15 protein-coding genes and 1 pseudogene are annotated in these 18,223 nt (G+C 37.4%); 11 read left to right on the top strand and 5 right to left on the bottom strand.

Annotated elements, in window-relative coordinates; genetic code table 11:
- Positions 1 to 50 precede the first annotated feature (50 nt).
- The 5 genes from fba (at position 51) to J7E16_RS06285 (ending at position 6,659) form a co-directional block, all read left to right on the top strand.
- Complete coding sequence (fba, locus tag J7E16_RS06305; protein WP_214890029.1) at positions 51 to 908, top strand: class II fructose-1,6-bisphosphate aldolase; 858 nt, start codon at positions 51 to 53, stop codon at positions 906 to 908.
- A 510-nt stretch (positions 909 to 1,418) separates the two neighbouring features.
- Complete coding sequence (gene murA / locus J7E16_RS06300; RefSeq protein WP_214890026.1) at positions 1,419 to 2,690, top strand: UDP-N-acetylglucosamine 1-carboxyvinyltransferase; 1,272 nt, start codon at positions 1,419 to 1,421, stop codon at positions 2,688 to 2,690.
- 12 nt (positions 2,691 to 2,702) lie between these two features.
- Positions 2,703 to 3,998 (top strand): transcription termination factor Rho, encoded by a 1,296-nt coding sequence (rho, locus tag J7E16_RS06295; RefSeq protein WP_214890023.1) that lies wholly within the window; start codon positions 2,703 to 2,705, stop codon positions 3,996 to 3,998.
- 137 nt (positions 3,999 to 4,135) lie between these two features.
- A complete protein-coding gene (locus J7E16_RS06290; RefSeq protein WP_214890020.1) occupies positions 4,136 to 4,408 on the top strand; it encodes a type B 50S ribosomal protein L31 in 273 nt (90 codons plus the stop codon).
- Positions 4,409 to 5,387: 979 nt separating this feature from the next.
- Positions 5,388 to 6,659, top strand: a complete 1,272-nt coding sequence (locus J7E16_RS06285) for a RidA family protein (protein ID WP_214890017.1) — start codon at positions 5,388 to 5,390, stop codon at positions 6,657 to 6,659.
- A 226-nt stretch (positions 6,660 to 6,885) separates the two neighbouring features.
- Here the strand turns inward: J7E16_RS06285 and mnmH are convergent, their stop codons facing one another.
- The 5 genes and pseudogenes from mnmH to J7E16_RS06260 all read right to left on the bottom strand — a co-directional run bounded on the left by mnmH (position 6,886) and on the right by J7E16_RS06260 (position 10,169).
- Positions 6,886 to 7,917: a tRNA 2-selenouridine(34) synthase MnmH gene (mnmH, locus tag J7E16_RS06280; RefSeq protein ID WP_214890014.1), complete on the bottom strand. Its 1,032-nt coding sequence runs from the start codon at positions 7,915 to 7,917 to the stop codon at positions 6,886 to 6,888.
- Positions 7,918 to 7,931: 14 nt separating this feature from the next.
- A complete protein-coding gene (gene selD / locus J7E16_RS06275; protein ID WP_214890011.1) occupies positions 7,932 to 8,972 on the bottom strand; it encodes a selenide, water dikinase SelD in 1,041 nt (346 codons plus the stop codon).
- 454 nt (positions 8,973 to 9,426) lie between these two features.
- Positions 9,427 to 9,909, bottom strand: a complete 483-nt coding sequence (locus J7E16_RS06270; RefSeq protein ID WP_214890009.1) for a flavodoxin domain-containing protein — start codon at positions 9,907 to 9,909, stop codon at positions 9,427 to 9,429.
- Positions 9,906 to 9,992 (bottom strand): annotated as a pseudogene (locus tag J7E16_RS11570) (hypothetical protein); the annotation flags it as partial. The gene J7E16_RS06270 and the pseudogene J7E16_RS11570, both read right to left, overlap by 4 nt.
- A 12-nt stretch (positions 9,993 to 10,004) precedes the next feature.
- On the bottom strand, positions 10,005 to 10,169 hold the full coding sequence (locus J7E16_RS06260; RefSeq protein WP_214890006.1) for a hypothetical protein: 165 nt from the start codon (positions 10,167 to 10,169) through the stop codon (positions 10,005 to 10,007).
- A gap of 542 nt (positions 10,170 to 10,711) precedes the next feature.
- On the opposite strand from J7E16_RS06260, the gene J7E16_RS06255 reads away from it, so the two are divergent.
- The 6 genes from J7E16_RS06255 (at position 10,712) to J7E16_RS06230 (ending at position 18,068) form a co-directional block, all read left to right on the top strand.
- Positions 10,712 to 11,899 carry a M28 family metallopeptidase gene (locus J7E16_RS06255; RefSeq protein ID WP_214890004.1) on the top strand — a complete coding sequence of 396 codons (1,188 nt, stop codon included), beginning with the start codon at positions 10,712 to 10,714 and terminating at the stop codon, positions 11,897 to 11,899.
- A gap of 261 nt (positions 11,900 to 12,160) precedes the next feature.
- The gene (locus J7E16_RS06250) at positions 12,161 to 13,528 is read left to right on the top strand and encodes an alanine/glycine:cation symporter family protein (RefSeq protein WP_353049869.1); all 1,368 of its coding nucleotides are present in this window, start codon (positions 12,161 to 12,163) and stop codon (positions 13,526 to 13,528) included.
- A 677-nt stretch (positions 13,529 to 14,205) separates the two neighbouring features.
- Positions 14,206 to 14,646, top strand: coding sequence for a PTS sugar transporter subunit IIA (locus J7E16_RS06245; protein WP_214890001.1), 441 nt, complete (start codon positions 14,206 to 14,208; stop codon positions 14,644 to 14,646).
- Positions 14,643 to 15,371 carry a nucleoside/nucleotide kinase family protein gene (locus J7E16_RS06240; RefSeq protein WP_214889998.1) on the top strand — a complete coding sequence of 243 codons (729 nt, stop codon included), beginning with the start codon at positions 14,643 to 14,645 and terminating at the stop codon, positions 15,369 to 15,371. Before J7E16_RS06245 ends, J7E16_RS06240 begins: the two co-directional genes overlap by 4 nt.
- A gap of 5 nt (positions 15,372 to 15,376) precedes the next feature.
- Positions 15,377 to 16,804 (top strand): PTS mannitol transporter subunit IIBC, encoded by a 1,428-nt coding sequence (locus J7E16_RS06235; RefSeq protein WP_214889995.1) that lies wholly within the window; start codon positions 15,377 to 15,379, stop codon positions 16,802 to 16,804.
- A 4-nt stretch (positions 16,805 to 16,808) separates the two neighbouring features.
- Complete coding sequence (locus J7E16_RS06230; RefSeq protein ID WP_214889991.1) at positions 16,809 to 18,068, top strand: zinc-binding dehydrogenase; 1,260 nt, start codon at positions 16,809 to 16,811, stop codon at positions 18,066 to 18,068.
- The last annotated feature ends 155 nt before the right edge of the window (positions 18,069 to 18,223 follow it).

Here is an 18,223-nt window from a genome sequence, read left to right as displayed (position 1 = left end):
CTAAGAGTATCTTAGTAAATAAAAAGATTTCCTTAAGGAGGAAAAAATATATGAGTCGTTTAGTTAGTATGACAGATATGTTAAACAAAGCGTTAGAAGGTAAATATGCAGTAGGTCAATTCAACATCAACAACCTTGAATGGACACAAGCTGTATTAGCAGCTGCTGAAGCAGAAAAATCACCAGTTATTTTAGGTGTTTCTGAAGGAGCAGGAAAATACATGGGTGGCTCTAAAGTTGTAGCTGCAATGGTTGAAGCTTTGATGGAAACAATGAACATCACAGTTCCAGTTGCATTACACTTAGACCATGGTTCTTCTTTCGAAAGCTGTAAAGCTGCAATAGATGCTGGTTTTTCTTCTGTAATGATCGATAACTCTGCATTTGCAATTGATAAAAACATTGAAGCAACTAAAAAAGTTGTGGAATATGCTCATTCAAAAGACGTATCAGTAGAAGCAGAAGTTGGAACTGTTGGTGGTACTGAAGATGGCGTTACTGGCGGAGTAAACTACGCAGACCCACAAGAATGTCTACGTATGGTAACTGAAGCTAAGATCGATGCTTTAGCTGCTGCTTTAGGATCAGTACATGGTGACTATGAAGGAGAACCAGTTCTAGGTTTCGATGAAATGAAAGAAATCTCTGAATTAACTAAAGCTCCTCTAGTATTACATGGCGGATCTGGAATCCCAGAATTCCAAATTAAAAAAGCAATTGAAAATGGACATTCTAAAATCAATGTAAATACTGAATTACAACAAGTTTGGACAAAAGCTGTACGTGAAAAATTAAATGCTGACGACAAGGTTTATGACCCACGTAAAGTTATTGCACCTGGTAAAGATGCAATCGTTGCAACAGTTAAAACAACTATGCAAAGATTTGGATCTTCAAACAAAGCTTAATTAAATAACAAAAAACCTTACCTTTTGGTAAGGTTTTTTTGTTTGGTTAAAAAATAGGCTGTTTGGTAAATGATTTTGGTGTAGTAAAATGAAATTTCTTCTCGGATGGATAGATTTTCGAGTCTCAAATAAAACGTGATTGCTGAAGCATTAACATTTTGCAATGCACATTGAATTCTTTACAAGTCTGCAAGTGGATCCTATTCGTTCAGAAAAATTGACTGAGTAACTTGATTGATCTATCACCACTAAAAATAACAGGACCAAAAAATATAGTAATTGTAAGTTGTTTTGAGTTATAGTAAAATTGAATTAGCGTCTTTAGATAAAGGAAAAGAGTAAGGAACATGGGAATCTTTATCGAAATAAAGCTAGCTAAGTTTGATAAAGATCACCCCTTTAATTTAGGACATCTAGACGTCAATTAAAAATGGTTTGATAGCTCTCAAATAAAAATGAAAATCAACTTAACTTAACTTAACTCTTTAAAAGATAAAACGGAGGTATAACATGAAAAAATTAGTCATTAATGGTGGGAAAAAATTATCTGGAGAAGTGACCATCAATGGGGCTAAAAATAGTACAGTTGCTTTGATACCAGCTGCGATCCTAGCAGATTCGCCTGTTGTTTTAGAAGGTGTACCAGATATTCAAGATGTTCATTCATTGATCGATATCCTAAATATAATGAAAGTAGAGACTACTTTTGACGGTTCAACACTAACTATCGATCCAACACATATGGTTTCTATCCCAATGCCAAATGGAAAAATAAAAAGTTTACGAGCATCTTATTATTTCATGGGTGCTTTATTGACTAAATTCGGAAAAGGTGTTGTAGGACTGCCAGGAGGATGCTTTTTAGGACCTCGTCCGATAGATCAACATTTAAAAGGGTTTCGTGCTTTAGGAGCTACTGTAGATAATGAAATGGGTGCCATGTATCTAAGAACCGATGAAAAAGGTTTAGTTGGAACAAGAATATATTTAGATGTGGTTTCGATTGGAGCTACGATCAACGTTATGTTAGCTGCAGTAAAAGCAAAAGGTAAAACGATTATTGAAAATGCCGCACGTGAGCCTGAAATTATTGATATTGCAACGTTACTAAACAATATGGGGGCTAAAGTAAGAGGTGCAGGAACGGATATTATTCGGATAGATGGAGTCGATGAGCTTCATGGCTGTCGACATACCATTATACCAGACCGAATTGAAGCCGGTACTTACTTATCTATGGCAGCAGCAGCTGGATCAGATGTTCTGATAAACAATGTTATTGTAGAGCACTTAGAAGGATTGTTAGCTAAGTTGGAAGAAATGGGTGTACCAATGGAAATTGGTGAAGACAGCATCCGAGTAAAAGAAGCTACTCGTTTGAAGGCTATAAATATAAAAACACTTCCTTATCCTGGATTTGCAACTGATTTACAACAACCTTTAACGCCTTTGTTATTGAAGGCGACGGGGACCTCGTTAATTACGGATACTATCTACCCTAAGCGTGTCAATCATATACCAGAATTGGTACGAATGGGTGCAAATGCCCGTGTTGAGAGCGATATGATTTTAATCGAAGGACCAATAAAACAATTACATGGTGTAGAAGTAGAAGCAAGCGATCTAAGAGCAGGAGCGTGTCTTGTGACAGCTGGTTTAATGGCAGAGGGTACCACGACCATTACAGGAGTAGAGAACATTTTACGTGGTTATGATCATATCGTAGAAAAACTCACCGCTTTAGGTGCAGATGTTGAAATGATTGAAGATGACAACAAATAGGAGTTAACTAAAATGAGTGAGTTATTGACATTGACTGAATTAGAATTAAAAACATTAAAAGAAATTTATAATTATGCTAAAGAACTAAAAATTCCTTACTACAGCCAAATGAATAAAAAAGAGTTAGCGTTGGCTGTTATCCGAGCTCAAGAAGAAAAACAGGGTTTTTTCATTGTCGAAGGAGTGCTAGATGTTATGGCACAACAGGATTTTGGTTTTTTACGGCCAATCAATTACACACCAAGTAAAGAGGATATTTATATTTCTTCTTCTCAGATCAAGCGTTTTGGCTTGAGAAATGGCGATAAAGTTTCCGGTAAGGCAAGACCTCCAAAACCATCAGAGCGTTATTATGGTCTGATGCATGTAAACTTTGTAAATGGAAAAGATCCAGAAGATGCAAAGGAACGTCCTCATTTTCCTGCGTTAACACCTCTCTATCCAGAAAAACAAATTACTCTTGAAACAGAACAATCCAAAATTTCAAATCGAATGATCGATATTATAGCTCCTGTAGGTTTCGGTCAACGCGGGTTGATCGTGGCACCTCCAAAGGCAGGGAAAACAATTTTATTAAAAGAAATCGCAAATGGGATCGCTGAAAATTATCCTGAGGCTGAATTAATTATTTTACTGATCGATGAACGTCCAGAAGAAGTGACAGATATTGAAAGAAGTGTCAAAGGAGAAGTAGTTTCTTCAACATTTGATCAGCAACCACAAAACCATGTACGTGTAACCGAATTGGTTCTAGAAAGAGCCATGCGTTTGGTAGAAGATAGACGTGACGTCATTATCTTAATGGATAGTATTACACGTTTGGCACGTGCCTATAATCTGGTCCTTCCTCCAAGTGGCAGAACGTTAAGCGGCGGGTTAGATCCAGCAGCATTATACCGACCTAAACGTTTTTTTGGAGCAGCGAGAAATATTGAAGAAGGCGGCAGCTTAACAATTTTAGCTACGGCTTTGGTAGATACTGGAAGCCGCATGGATGATATGATTTATGAAGAATTTAAAGGAACAGGGAATTCTGAATTACATCTATCAAGAGAACTTGCTGAACGCCGTGTTTTCCCAGCTATCGACATCAAAAAATCAAGTACACGAAAAGAAGAACTTTTATTGGAAAATGACCGTTTAGAAATGATATGGAAATTACGCCATGCAATGACGGGAGATGCCTTGGATTTGACCGATCAATTTATCAAGGCCTTACGCAAGTCAAAAGATAATGAAGCGTTTTTTGAAGATTTCACAGATAAAACCATTATCCAGACAAGAAATACTAGAGGTTCTCATCGTTAAATATGATTTTTCATAGTCGGATTTTTGATAAAAAAGATTGCTTTATATAGGGAAAAATGTTATTATTTTAATGTTGTCTAAAGACAAAAATCAACTCTGATCCAGCAAATGCATCAGGGCACAAGGAGAGATTACTTATGAAAAAAACAATTCACCCAGATTACAGACAAGTTGTGTTCATGGATACTACTACAGGATTTAAATTTATTTCAGGATCTACTAAAAATTCAAGCGAAACAGTTGAATGGGAAGACGGTTCTACTTACCCAATGATCCGTGTCGAAATTTCATCTGACTCACACCCATTCTATACAGGACGTCAAAAATTTACTCAAGCAGACGGACGTGTGGACCGTTTCAACAAAAAATATGGTATCGCAGATGCAAACAAACAAGAAGAAGAAGCGTAATAAACATTTTCTTTTAAAAAAGAGATCAGACAATTTAATTGTCTTGGTCTCTTTTTTTTTTGCTTATTTAAGTGTTTATCGTGTGTTAACCTTCAAATTGAGGTTCTTCTTCGTCAAAAGGCATGGATACTTCAAAATAACATTTCTTTTGGAATGAACGGGTTTGCTTGCGGAGCCATTGGACCATCTGTAAGCCGGTATGTCACATTTGTTGCTCTTTTAGTAGCGTACAAACAGGATACCCTTGGGCATTAATCGCCTATAGTGCTTTATTTCAAGCTTCAAAAAAAACTAATCGTTGAAGCGCCAACGTTTTGTCGTTCTCATTGGATCTTACACATGGCTACAAGCAACCCTGTTCCTCCAGAAAAGTAGCATAGAAAATTTTTGATCTGAACCCTTTGATCAGTTTCTCCTCGCAAAAAAATTCATCAAAAAAGATAGTTTTATCTTTTAAATCGAGTGCAGTTCGGATAGAATTATTATGAGATATATGGATTTTCTTTTCTAGTGAGTTGTCGTGACTTTATGCTAACTGGAAAATTCGTATGTTTCTATTTTTTTTGCACAAAAATAGGTGCGAATAAATTTTTTTATCCACACCAAAAATTATACAGCCCAAATTGAATGATTATTTAGTTTGATAAACGTTATTAGTACTCTTTTCCCGAGACAATAGGATAGATTAAAATAGGTTATATTCACTATAAAGCCATAAAAATGCATTTATATACTTTTCTGATGTAGTCCTTAACGATGGTTGCCCAAAGAAAACGTAACTTAAAAAATAATCTACAGAAAAACGTGTGGTCAAAACAAATAAATTCTGCTATAATTCAACTTGTGTAACCGCTTCAAAGTTTGCTAGATCAAGTTTCAGCCTATTTAAATCAGGTGTTAAAACCTTGATATAACCAAACTGAAATTTGAGATAATAAATTTATTTTTAAAAAAAATTAGCTAAAAGGGGAATACTAACATGGGAGACTACAATGCAGTAGCAGCAAGAAATACGGAAAATGCACCAAAAAATATTGGACCATATTCACAAACAGTAGCTTACTCTCATTACAATAATCTTTCAGCTCAATTACCTATTGATCCAAAATCTGGTAAATTGGTAGCTGGTGGCGTAAAAGAGCAGGCTGAACAGTGCTTTAAAAATATTAAAGCAATTGTAAACAGCATCGACCATGCTATGAGTGACGTTGTTAGATTGACAGTATTTGTTAAGAATATCAAAGATATTGACGCTATTGATGAAGTGTATAAAACATTCTTCTCAACTTATGTTCCTACACGGACGACAGTCGCAGTTTCAGCTTTACCTATGGATGCTTTGGTGCAAATTGATGCACTTGTTTCAAATGGTGAAGGTACAATTCCAAATGCACCACAATCAGGTGATCTTATAAAACTTACAAACAATACGGCAAATGCACCAGTAAGTTCGCTATCTACGCAAGCTGTAGCCTTTTCGCACTACAACAATCTTTCAGCGCAATTACCTATCGATCCAAAATCTGGTAGATTAGTAGATGGTGGTGTAAAGGAGCAAACTGGACAGTGCTTAAGGAATATCAAGTCAATTTTAGAAAGTATCGACGTTCCTTTTGATGATATTGTTAAAATCAATATCTACCTTAAAAACTACTCTGATGTTGCAGCTGTAAATGAAGTGTATACAACATTTTTCCCAGACTCCGCTATTGCTCGGGCTGTAGCCTATGTTCCTGCACGGACAATAATTGCAGCTTCAGCATTGCCTATGGATGCCTTGGTGCAAATTGAAGCAGTAGTGTCACACGGAGATGGTACACCTCCACAAGTTGTTGAAGACAGACATGGACTTATCTTAGAAGCAAACAATACAAAAAATGCACCAAAAAGTTCTCTATCTACACAAACGGTAGCTTTTTCTCATTACAATCATCTTTCAGCTCAATTACCTATCGATTCAAAATCCGGTAAATTGGTAGCAGGTGGTGTAAAAGAGCAGGCTGAACAATGCTTGAAAAATATCAAGGCAATTATAGAAAGTGTCGATCACACTATGGATGATGTTGTTAAAGTAAATATATTCCTTAAAAACATCACAGATATCGATGCTGTAAACGAAGCTTACACAACATTCTTCCCAGGTGGAGTTCCTGCGCGAAGTATAGTTGGTGTATCAGCTTTACCAGAAAACGCTCTGATCCAAATTGATGCCGTTGTATCCAATGCTGAAGGAACACCTCCAAAAGCATAGCAAGTATCTAATTGTAAAAACAGGAACGATCAACGTTATTTGTTAATGACGATGGTGAATGCGAAATCGTATATCCTAATCGTAGAACGGGATTATTCTCATTTTTAACATCCCAGAAGAAAAGCATCAAGATTTTAGCCGATCACGGCAGAAATCTTGATGCTTTTTTTAGTTTCCGATTACAGCAAAAAAACCTGGATCATCTTACGAGCGATTATTCACTTTTTCAAGTTGATTTTTTTGAGGAAAGGTACTGTTTCACTTTTTCTTTTGCATCTGTGACTGATAATTCTTCAATCGATATGTTCAAGTTATCGGAACAAGCGGTTGAATGATTGTATCTGAGGTCATAATAATGTGTCAAAAGGTTCTTTACAACTACTGGATAGTCTTTTTCTTCAAGTGCTTGCGCTGTCGCATTCGCTATAGGTGTGTGAATACGACGTTTGATAACCTGAAATGCTTCAATAAATTGATCGTGATAATCATGAGGTGAATAATCTGCTAAAATATTTTTTACTCGCTCGTCTAAAGGAAGATTAATAAATAATTGAGGACTTATTTCTTTATGGCGATAGAAGCGCTCAGGTATTATTATATTACCGATCCGTGAGCTTTCTCCTTCAATGAGTATGAAAGCTTCATCTTGATATTGGAATAAGGCTTCACCTAATAATAGATTAAACGTTCGTTGATTCCGAGGTTCGAGTCCGATATGACCGAAAATAGAACCTCGATGATTAGCCATACCTTCTAAATCAATAACAGGATAGCCCTCTTCCTTCAGTTGAAGAAGGATGTCTGTTTTTCCGTTTCCGGTATGCCCATTTAAGACGTACAATGGTGGAATACGTATTGTACCGAACTGTTCCTTATTCCAGTCATGATAGGCCTTGATCCCGCCACTTAAACGATTTACAGGGATATTCATTAAATCCACAACCGTTGCGGCGGTCTCACTACGCATGCCTCCGCGCCAACAAAATACGGTTACTGGTGTTTCTAGTTGCTTGAAGTGCTGAATAAAGGCTGGTAATTTTTCTGAGAAAAGCTCTAAACCAAGGTCTTGTGCTGCTTCTTTACCTTTTTGCTTATAGGTTGTTCCAACCGCTGCCCGTTCTTCGTTCGTGAAAAGGGGAATGTTGATCGCACCTGGAATTGTTGCTTCTTCATATTCTTTTGGTGAACGAACATCGACAATGGTATCTCCCTTTTCTTTTAGTCGATAAAGATCATGTGGTGTTATATCTTTAAACATAGAAGTATCCTTTCTTATTTAACATAGATATGACCAGCATCGCCAGCCGATACTTCCCCAATCAGTTTAGCGTCGATTCCGCTGAGTCGTAGAGATTCAAGTAATGCTGAAGCATCATGTGCACTTACTGCCATTAGTAATCCGCCAGAGGTGATTGCATCCGCTAAAATGAGCTGATCGATCTCATCGTGATGGTTTTCAAAATGGACAACATTTTTTACATGGTTTAAATTATTTCGTGAGCCGCCAGGAATAGCGCCTTGTTCTGCAAGATCACGTACACGTGGTAAGACGGGTACGTCATCCTTTCTAATGGTTAATGCTTGATGACTTTCGGTGGCCATTTCAGTGAGGTGGCCTAACAGCCCAAATCCGGTTATATCAGTACATGCATGAACATTAAACTGATTCATGACTTTTGCCGCTGATTTATTGAGTGTTGCCATGACGCGAGTAACATTTTTAGTTTCTTCTTCTGTCAATAAATTCTTTTTAATGGCGGTGGTCGAAATACCCACTCCGATTGGTTTCGTGAGGATAAGTTTATCGCCTTTTTTAGCTCCGGCATTCGTGTGTATATGCTCAGGATGAATAGTACCAGTTACTGCAAGACCAAACTTCGGTTCTTCGTCATCAATCGAGTGACCCCCTACAAGGCTACAGCCTGCTTCTTGTAATTTATCGCTTGCACCGCGTAAAATCTCAGTGAGAATCGCTTTATCCAAGGTAGAAATAGGGAAAGCCACGATATTCAATGCGGTAATCGGCGTTCCACCCATTGCGTACACGTCACTCAACGCATTCGCAGCAGCAATTTGGCCGAAATCATAAGGATCATCAACAATCGGGGTGAAAAAATCAACGGTCTGGACAATTGCCAGTTCATCGGTTAATTTATAAACGCCCGCATCGTCACCCGTATCTAAACCAACAAGAAGATTAGAATCTTTTGTTGTTGCGGGAAGTTGTTGAAGTACCTCACGTAAGTCACTTGGACCAATTTTACAGCCACAACCGCCTTTTTTTGTAAGAGTGGTTAATTTTACTTGAGTCATTTTTTTTTGCCTTCTTTCATTCGATTGATATCGCTACTTACAGTTTAACACGCTTTTTATTTGAATGGGATTTCTTTTAAGGTTGTTAAGTAATATATGATATCGCATATGGATAACTTTACAGCCGAGTGTAATGGACAGCCACAAAAGTAGTTCCAAAGCTTGCATAGCTCAAATTTATTCTACAGATTTGAATGACGCATAGGGCGACTACCTTTTTACACTTCTGAAACACGAAATTCAGCACCACGGACAGCAGATCCGGTATATGTATGGAAACAAACTTCTTTTTCCCAAGAGCTGGAATGAGCGGCCTACAGTTTAATTATAAAGATAGTTGTACCCCATGACTTCATAGTCGATGATGTCATGGGGTATTTGTATGTTTAAAGTATTTTTTTAACAGGGGACTGTATACCAAAAAAATTCTCAAAAGGGGTTGTTTCATAATTTTTCAATGTTGCTGATTTAGTGTCTCCGCAAAACTCTGGATTGCATCTTCTCGAATAGCAGATACATCCTTGTCAATTTTCGTCACTTTTTTTGTGATCATTTTTTCTGCGAAATTCATGTCACTGAAGTCAAACGCTCCTCCAAAACAGTCTCTTACCAAGGCTTTGTCCTGTAATTCGGTCGGGTAATTGACTTCCAGTTCGTTTCTCAGTGTATGCTCTTCCTGCATGCCACAAATAAACAGGCCAATCGTTTTTTGTTCTAGTTCATTTAAATGGGTTTTCGCAAAAGTATCCACTTCTTTCAATATCTTTCCTACATATACTGGACTGCCAAGCACGACTTTATCGTATTTTGAAAAGTCAACTTCAGTCTGCTCCTTCAAATTGACTCTCTCAGTTTCTCCATCTAAGTGTTCTTCCAGCAGTTTCGCACATTTTTCAGTACAGCCATGTTTACTCGCATAGGCTATCAAGGTTTTCATCTTATTTCCTCCTCTTGTGGATCTAGGGCATTTTTAATGGCTTTTAGATAAGCTTGGGAGGTGACCGTCGAACCGGTGACCTCATCCGTACCAGTCTATTGACCTTCCAGAACATTTTCCAGCTCAGCAGCACTTCTACCTTCCAGTGGGATATCTCTATCAAGACCACGTGCCGCATAGATGGAAAACCCAGCAGCAACGGTCAGTAGTAATCCAATCAGCACCGCAAAGTCTTTGAGAAACTTTTTCGTGTTAGTCAACTCCTTCCTTTTAGCTGTACGACAAAAATTTGGGACAATCACAACAGAAATGGGAAGATTAACAGTAGAGGATCTACAGGGGCTATTTCAGTCCAATTATAACTCTTTGAGAGATAATTAGGCAAAGAAAAATCTCTCAAGTCAGCATATTCTATTCAACCTTAATTAACTCATAAAGATGTGTTACGCACCAAAAATAACACTCTAAAAGTTTCCCAAAGCTAGTCAACTGTTATTTACTTTTATGACTCCTTTGCGATTTAGAAAGAGAGGAAGAGCGATAAGAGCTAATAGAACACTATGCATGTTTATAGTCATATCGAATGTGCATGTGGAAATACTTTCGAAAAAGTATCTATGAATCACTCACCGAATAAGGTATCGTGTTGTTCCATATAACGATTACCGGTTGGGAAATATGAAATATCAAAAGTGTTTCTTTATCTAAAATCCGATAAAATGATATAATGAATGACTACATACGAAGAAGAAACTCAAGCGATTGAGCGTCAACTAATACGTTGAAAAGGGGGGGAAGTTCCATGAAGAATCAAGAGCTCTTTACAAAACTGGATGAGATTTTAAATTATATCAGTGTGGAGATAGGTGAACGTTTAACGGGGTCAGAAAACAATAAGAAAGTCGAAACGTACGTAGAAAACTATTTCAAAAATCAAGGTTACGACGTCAAGTTACAGCAATTCGATTGCCTGGATTTCAAAACAGCAGATGCCAAGTTGACTTTTAAAGATGAAACTATTCCAGTTAAGCCTTCCTATTATACAACTGGGTGCAGTGTATCTGGTGAATATGTAAAAATCGAAACGGTGGAGGAACTGAAAAGAAGTGATTTGACAGATAAGATCGCAGTCCTACATGGCGATTTGACAAAAGAACAGATCATGCCAAAAAGTTTTCCTTTTTACAATCCAGAAAAACATCAGGAAATCGTTCAGATACTGGAAGAAAAAAATCCGGCAGCCATTGTTACGATCGTTGAGAAGGATGGATCCATTTTTGAGGACGGCGACTTCGCCATACCCAGTGTTTATGTGTCAAAAAATGAAGGCGAGGTATTACTTAAAAATAACGGGGAAATAAAACTGGTGATCAACGCAGCAAAAGAAGATTCTCATGGAGCCAATGTTATAGCCCGACTGAATCCAAAAAAGAGACGGAAACTCGTTGTAACGGCTCATATGGATACGAAAACAGGGACTCCGGGAGCTTTGGATAACGCTACTGGCATCGCCATTCTATTATTATTGAGTCATTTGATCAAACCAGAGGACATCGATTTCTGTCTTGAACTGTTATTACTGAACGGAGAAGATTATTATTCAATACCGGGACAGTTGGCATATATGGAGACTTACCTTCAAAAACCTGAGGATATCCTGCTAGCCATTAACTGCGATGGCGTCGGCTTGAAAAAGAGTTCAACGGCTGTTTTTTTGACAGAATGCGATAGTGCAACAGAAGGCCTACTGAATCCAATCATACTTAACTCAACAGGTATGGACTTCATAGCTCCCTGGTTTCAAGGCGATCATATGTTGTTTGCCTTGAAACATATACCGACCGTTGCTTTTACTTCTACTGGGATTTTTCAGATATTGGATACTATCATCCACACAGAAAAGGATACAGTTAACTTGGTTGATGATGAAAAAGTCATTAGGGTCGTTCGAGTGATTGAAGAAATCATAAAAGTATTTAAAAAATACTGAATCGAGACTAAGTTAAGTATTTCGATGCAACAGCTCTAAAATAATAGGATATAAAGAAATGAGAACCTCTTATTATAAGATTCTTTTTTGTTGATAAGAATATGGTTATTGAATTTAAAGGTTAAAAACGCAGATGAAAAGCCCTTACATTGGTTTTTAACCCGAATACTAGTAAAAAAGTTATAAAAAGCATTTGCAATGCTAGTAGTAAATAGGGTATATTATTAGAATTGCAAATAAGATGAAGATTAAGGGGAAAAAATGGATATTTTTATGGAAATCAATGAGACGATTAATGGGATTGTATGGGGTTGGCCGCTACTAGCTCTTATTTTAGGAACAGGTATTTACTTGACGGTAAGGACGGGATTTATATCCTTCACTAAATTTAGTTATGTTATGAAACAAACACTTTTCAAAATGTTTGCTAAAAAACAAAAAGGTGAAGGGGAAGTAACGGCCTTTCAAGCAGTGGCCACAGCTTTAGCAGCTGCAGTCGGTACGGGAAATATTGCCGGCGTCGGTACGGCCATAGCTATAGGTGGACCAGGTGCGATTTTCTGGATGTGGCTTGCGGCCATATTTGGAATGGCGACGAAATTCGGCGAGGTTGTCTTATCCATCGAGTACCGAGAAAAGACTGAAGAGGGCCACTTTGTAGGTGGACCGATGTACTACCTTGATAAAGGAGCAAATAAGAAATGGCTCGGTGTACTATTTGCCATTTTCGGTACGGTAGCAACCTTTGGAATTGGGAATATGGTTCAGTCCAATTCTGTTGCGGCTTCACTTAAAAGTACGTTTGATATCGATCCTTTAGTGACGGGCATCGTTTTAGCGATTGCTGTCAGTTTAGTCACTTTTGGTGGTATCAAGAAAATCGGGCTGGTTACCTCGGTGCTAGTGCCGGTAATGGCAGCCGTTTATATTGCTGGAGGCTTAATTATTATTTTTCTTAATATCGAACTTGTTCCTGCGGCATTTGGCGTTATATTCCATGATGCCTTCACTGGAACAGCAGCAACTGGTGGTTTTGTTGGTTCCACAATGGCAATGACCATCCGCTTCGGTATTGCTAGAGGGGTCTTTACAAATGAAGCTGGGCTGGGAAGCGCACCTATTGCTCATGCAGCGGCGACAACAGATCACCCTGTCAGACAAGGTCTTTGGGGCATTTTTGAAGTCTTCATCGATACACTTGTTATATGTACCATTACAGCTCTAGTTATTGTCATGACCGGTGTATGGGAAACTGGCTTGGACGGTGCCGCTTTAACAACGGTCGCGTTTGATAAAGGGATGCCGTTTGGCGGAAAAATCGTAACATTCGGTTTGATCTTCTTTGCATTCTCGACATTATTGGGTTGGTCATACTACGGCGAACGTTGCATGGAGTATTTATTCGGTCCAAAATCAATTGTGATATACCGACTCATTTTTCTTCCACTCATTGTAGTCGGAGCAGTTGGCGGATTGCGCGTCGTCTGGGCTATTGCAGATACATTGAACGGCTTGATGGCATTGCCTAACTTGATCGGACTGTTACTGTTGAGTCCAGTCATCGCACGCTTGACCAAGGAATACTTTGGTAAAGAGGGCATTTATCAAAAAGAGCGAAAAAAAAGTTAAATGAGAATAATCATTTTAAGTAAGTAGCGAGAAATATAAAATAATAATGAATTTTTGAAAAAGAACCTCTTTTCGAAGAGGTTCTTTTTTGTATTAATAAAATTGCGTATTTTTATCAGAATAATCCAATATTATTGAAGGTGTTATTTGATAATGTATAAATCAAAAAAATACAGAAGCTAACCTGAGTCACTCCTTATTAATTTAGATCGCTTAAATTAATATTCTTCTCATAATGTTTCCAAGACCTAGTAAGTCAATCAAATCTAAACATATACTGGTTAGGTTTTTTCAATAGATAGAATAGTCTGTGCCGAGAATATGTGAACTTATTCTGCAAATGATTCCTTTAATAGTATAAAACGAAAATCACACAATGGACTTTAGCCTAAATGGAATTTATAAAAAATAGGAAGACTTTTTATAATAACAGCAATTTTTATGTATGTATTTTAAAACTGAAGGAACTGAGTAGTAAAATAAAAAGACTAAGGAAATGAATAAACTAAATTTTTAAGGTGATTTCAAAAAAGCACATCTTATCAAAGAGATTCTTTTATGTGCCTTAAAATTAGTTGCACAAATAATTGAATTGATTTGTAAGTTTATTACTTTCTCTTTCTATTATAAAGTAGGTGTAGGAAAAGATTAACGTCACAATATAAGGAGTGAAAAATATGTTAAGCGAATTTTTAAAAGGAAATTCAAACTTTATAGATAAAGTATCATCCTGGGAAGAATCGATAGTAATTGCTTCTCAGCCTTTAATTGAAAAGGCTTACATTGAATTAGAATATATACAAGCTATGGTAGAAAACGTAAGAGTAAATGGATCATATATTGTGATAGTACCTGAAATTGCCATGCCTCATGCAACGACGGATAAAGGTGTCAATAAAACAAGTATGTCATTTTTGAAGTTAAACGAACCGGTTATTTTTCCTGGAAATCATGAAGTGAAACTTCTTTTTGTGTTAGCTACTGAAGATAATACGACTCACTTAGAACTACTCTCAGACCTCTCATCAATTCTGATTGAGGAAGAGATTAAGGAGATGCTGAAGTCTGCTAAAAATGAAGAAGAACTAGTTAGGGTAATTAAGATGGTGGAAGAATGAAATTAAATGTGAACGGATTTAATATAGAAGCAAATTATACTGAGCAGGAGATACAATCAGTTTTTTTACCCCTTTTAAAAGAAATCATTAAAAAACGGGAGAAGAAAGGAAAAAGACTAATTGTTTTTCTCGCCGCACCACCGGGAACTGGAAAAACCACACTGAGTCTCTTTCTGAAAAAAATCTATGACGAAAATTTTTCTTCTTTCACTTTTCAATCAATTTCTATAGACGGCTTTCACCATAAAAGAAACTATTTATTATCAAACTATATTACTGATGATAATAAAAAGATCCTGTTGAATGATATCAAGGGTAGTCCAGAAACGTTTGATATCGAATCGTTGAAAACAGCTTTGAGTGAGTTGGAAGATAGCTCAGTATTGTGGCCGATGTACGATCGGAACAAACACGACGTCAGTGAAGAAAAAACTGAGGTTGATGCAGATATTGTTTTGATCGAGGGGAATTGGCTGCTTCTGAAGGAATATAAATGGAAAGAATTGATCGATTTTTGTGATCTCAGCATATTTATCCAGGCAGACGAAGCTGTATTAAGAACGAGGTTAATCGAAAGGAAAATGAGGGGGGGAGTAAGCTTGAAAGATGCTACCACTTTTTATGAACAGAGTGATAATAAAAATATAAACAGAGTACTCACGAATCATAACACTCCGGATATTACATGGATATTAAATAATAAAAAAGAAATTGTGAAAGGTTGATAAAAATGATTGATACAGGAACTGAAAATATAAAGGCAAGTAATCGAGCTAAGGTTCAAGCTTTCGGTGGTTTTCTAACCAACATGGTTCTCCCTAATATCGGCGCATTCATCGCCTGGGGGATTCTGACAGCTTTATTTATCCCCACTGGTTGGTTCCCTAATGAAGATCTCGCAGCTATAGTTGGTCCGGCTATAACCTATTTACTGCCATTACTTTTAGCACATACTGGAGGCCGAATGGTCGGAGGACAGCGTGGAGCAGTTATGGGAACTATTGGTGCAATCGGATTGATTGTAGGATCTGAAATTCCAATGTTCCTAGGAGCGATGGTTATCGGTCCTTTAGGCGGCTGGCTTATTAAGAAAGTTGATAAAGTAATTGTTGATAAGATACCAGCTGGCTTTGAGATGGTGGTGAATAACTTTTCCATCGGTATATTAGGATTTTTATTAATGCTCTTCTCGTTCTTTGTTATTGGTCCTATTATTGAATTAGCTAATTCTTTTGTAACTGTTGCAATTGAGGCGTTAGTTTCTACAGGTTTTTTGCCGCTTCTTTCACTTATAAACGAACCAGCTAAAGTCTTATTTTTGAATAATGTTATTGACCAAGGAATTTATTATCCATTAGGTTTACAGGAAACTCTAGAAGTTGGGAAATCAATCTATTTCACTGTTGCATCTAATCCGGGACCTGGACTAGGGTTATTGTTAGCGTTTACGTTTTTTGGTAAAAAAGTTGCCAGAAGAACTGCACCAGGTGCAATTATTATTCACTTCTTCGGCGGTATTCATGAATTGTATTTCCCTTATGTTTTGATGAAACCGATAACAATTTTAGGGATGATTGCTGGTGGTATGTCCGGGATACTAACATTTCAAATCTTCGGGGCAGGTTTAGTTGCTGGACCAAGTCCTGGTTCTATTTTTGCCTATCTCGCACTGACACCACGAGGCAATTTTATTGGAATCATAGCGGGAGTACTTGTTGGAACAGTCGTTTCATTCTTAGTTACTGCTGCTATTTTAAAAGCAGATAAAAGCATAGATGATGAAGAGGATGAATTTGAAGCTTCTGTTGAAAAATCAAAACGAATGAAAACTGAGGGGAAAAACTTATACGCTTCGGGAACTACAGCAGTTGCTCAACCGGTTAAAAAAATCGCTTTTGCTTGTGATGCTGGATTAGGAAGCAGTGCACTAGGCGCTACGACCTTCAAGAAGAGGCTGAAAAAAGTTGATTTAGATGAAATCGAAGTTAAAAATTATCGTATTGAGGATGTTCCTGAAGAGTCGGATATTATCGTCGTACACAAAAATTTACTTGAAAGAACACGCATGAAACACCCGAATACAAGAATTGTCACTATAGAAAATTATATTGAGGATTCAAATCTACAGGACTTATTAAATGAATTGAAAGAGGGATGATTAGATGAGAACCAAAGCTGTTGCACTCTACGGAAAAAAAGATTTAAGAGTGAGAGAATTCGATCTTCCTGAAATCGGTGAAGAAGAACTGTTGGTAGAAGTCATTAGTGATACGGCTTGTTTATCTACTTATAAAGCAACCATTCTTGGAGAGGATCACAAGCGAGTTCCGGAAAATTTAGAGGAGCATCCAATCATTGTCGGCCATGAATTCGGAGGGTTTATTGTAAAAGTTGGAGATAAAATAAAAGAACAATTTAACGAAGGAGACAGGTTTGTTCTTCAACCGGCTATGGGCCTAGATAACGGTTATTCTGCCGGTTATAGTTATGAATTTTTTGGAGGTGATGCGACATATTGTATTATCCCAAAAGTTGCTATCGACTTAGGATGTGTGCTTCCTTATAATGGGACCTATTTTGCTAATGGCTCACTTGCAGAACCGATGTCCTGTATCATTGGTGCATTCAACGCGAATTATCACACAACACCTTATGTGTATAAGCATGAAATGGGAGTGAAAAAGGGAGGACAACTTGCTTTACTTGGTTGTGGCGGTCCGATGGGGATTGGTGCTCTCGATTATGCAGTAAATGGCGACTTGGGCATAAAGAAAATTGTGGCTACAGAAATAGATCAAAAAAGAATCGATCGTCTGAAAAAATTGATCCCTCCGAGTGCTGCGAAGGAAAAGGGCATTGAGCTAGTGTATGTGAATGTAGGAGAAGTTGAAAACCAGATGGATCATTTAATGGAGTTGTCGGATAATCAAGGATTTGATGATGTATTCGTATTTGCGGCAGTGGAACCTCTGCTTGTTTTAGCTGACAGTATTTTGGGAAATGACGGTTGCCTGAATTTCTTTGCAGGTCCTACGGATAAAAAGTTTACAGTACCAATCAATCTGTATAATGTTCATTATGCGTCCACTCATATTGTGGGGACTTCTGGAGGATCTACGGATGACATGAAACTATCGTTAAAACTGACTGAAGAAGGAAAAATTAATCCTTCAATGATGATTACACATATAGGCGGCTTAGAAGCGACGCCGGAAATGATATTAGGAATGAAAAATTCTAGTGCCGGTAAAAATGCTATCTATCCGCATATCTCGTTAAAGTTAACAAGTCTGGAAGAGTTCGAAGAAAAAGGGAAGACTGACCCTGTCTTCATGGAAGTTCACAGATTAATAGAAAAACACGACGGAATATGGAATGAAGAAGCAGAAAAATATTTGCTTGAAAATCTAAGTGATCAATGACAATGGTGGTTTAATATTCAGTATTATTTTTGTATCGAAACTGTTAAAATAGTATAGACAACAAACTTAGGTCGCTGCAGTATCTAGGATGATCATCCTAGATACTGCAGCGACCAGTTTTCGAATCTATAACATTTGTTATTTTTATTTTATCG

Origin of the sequence: Carnobacterium sp. ISL-102 (assembly GCF_018612935.1) — a bacterium.
GTDB lineage: Bacteria > Bacillota > Bacilli > Lactobacillales > Carnobacteriaceae > Carnobacterium_B > Carnobacterium_B alterfunditum.
The sequence above is the reverse complement of the archived record's forward strand: the minus strand, read 5'-3'. Positions and strand labels throughout refer to the sequence as shown.

Bases quoted from the DNA above. Each gene is read 5' to 3' on its own strand.
- fba (WP_214890029.1), top strand. From the start codon at position 51: ATGAGTCGTTTAGTTAGTATGACAGATATGTTAAACAAAGCGTTAGAA.
- murA (WP_214890026.1), top strand. From the start codon at position 1,419: ATGAAAAAATTAGTCATTAATGGTGGGAAAAAATTATCTGGAGAAGTG.
- rho (WP_214890023.1), top strand. From the start codon at position 2,703: ATGAGTGAGTTATTGACATTGACTGAATTAGAATTAAAAACATTAAAA.
- J7E16_RS06290 (WP_214890020.1), top strand. From the start codon at position 4,136: ATGAAAAAAACAATTCACCCAGATTACAGACAAGTTGTGTTCATGGAT.
- J7E16_RS06285 (WP_214890017.1), top strand. From the start codon at position 5,388: ATGGGAGACTACAATGCAGTAGCAGCAAGAAATACGGAAAATGCACCA.
- mnmH (WP_214890014.1), bottom strand. From the start codon at position 7,917: ATGTTTAAAGATATAACACCACATGATCTTTATCGACTAAAAGAAAAG.
- selD (WP_214890011.1), bottom strand. From the start codon at position 8,972: ATGACTCAAGTAAAATTAACCACTCTTACAAAAAAAGGCGGTTGTGGC.
- J7E16_RS06270 (WP_214890009.1), bottom strand. From the start codon at position 9,909: ATGAAAACCTTGATAGCCTATGCGAGTAAACATGGCTGTACTGAAAAA.
- J7E16_RS06255 (WP_214890004.1), top strand. From the start codon at position 10,712: ATGAAGAATCAAGAGCTCTTTACAAAACTGGATGAGATTTTAAATTAT.
- J7E16_RS06250 (WP_353049869.1), top strand. From the start codon at position 12,161: ATGGATATTTTTATGGAAATCAATGAGACGATTAATGGGATTGTATGG.
- J7E16_RS06245 (WP_214890001.1), top strand. From the start codon at position 14,206: ATGTTAAGCGAATTTTTAAAAGGAAATTCAAACTTTATAGATAAAGTA.
- J7E16_RS06240 (WP_214889998.1), top strand. From the start codon at position 14,643: ATGAAATTAAATGTGAACGGATTTAATATAGAAGCAAATTATACTGAG.
- J7E16_RS06235 (WP_214889995.1), top strand. From the start codon at position 15,377: ATGATTGATACAGGAACTGAAAATATAAAGGCAAGTAATCGAGCTAAG.
- J7E16_RS06230 (WP_214889991.1), top strand. From the start codon at position 16,809: ATGAGAACCAAAGCTGTTGCACTCTACGGAAAAAAAGATTTAAGAGTG.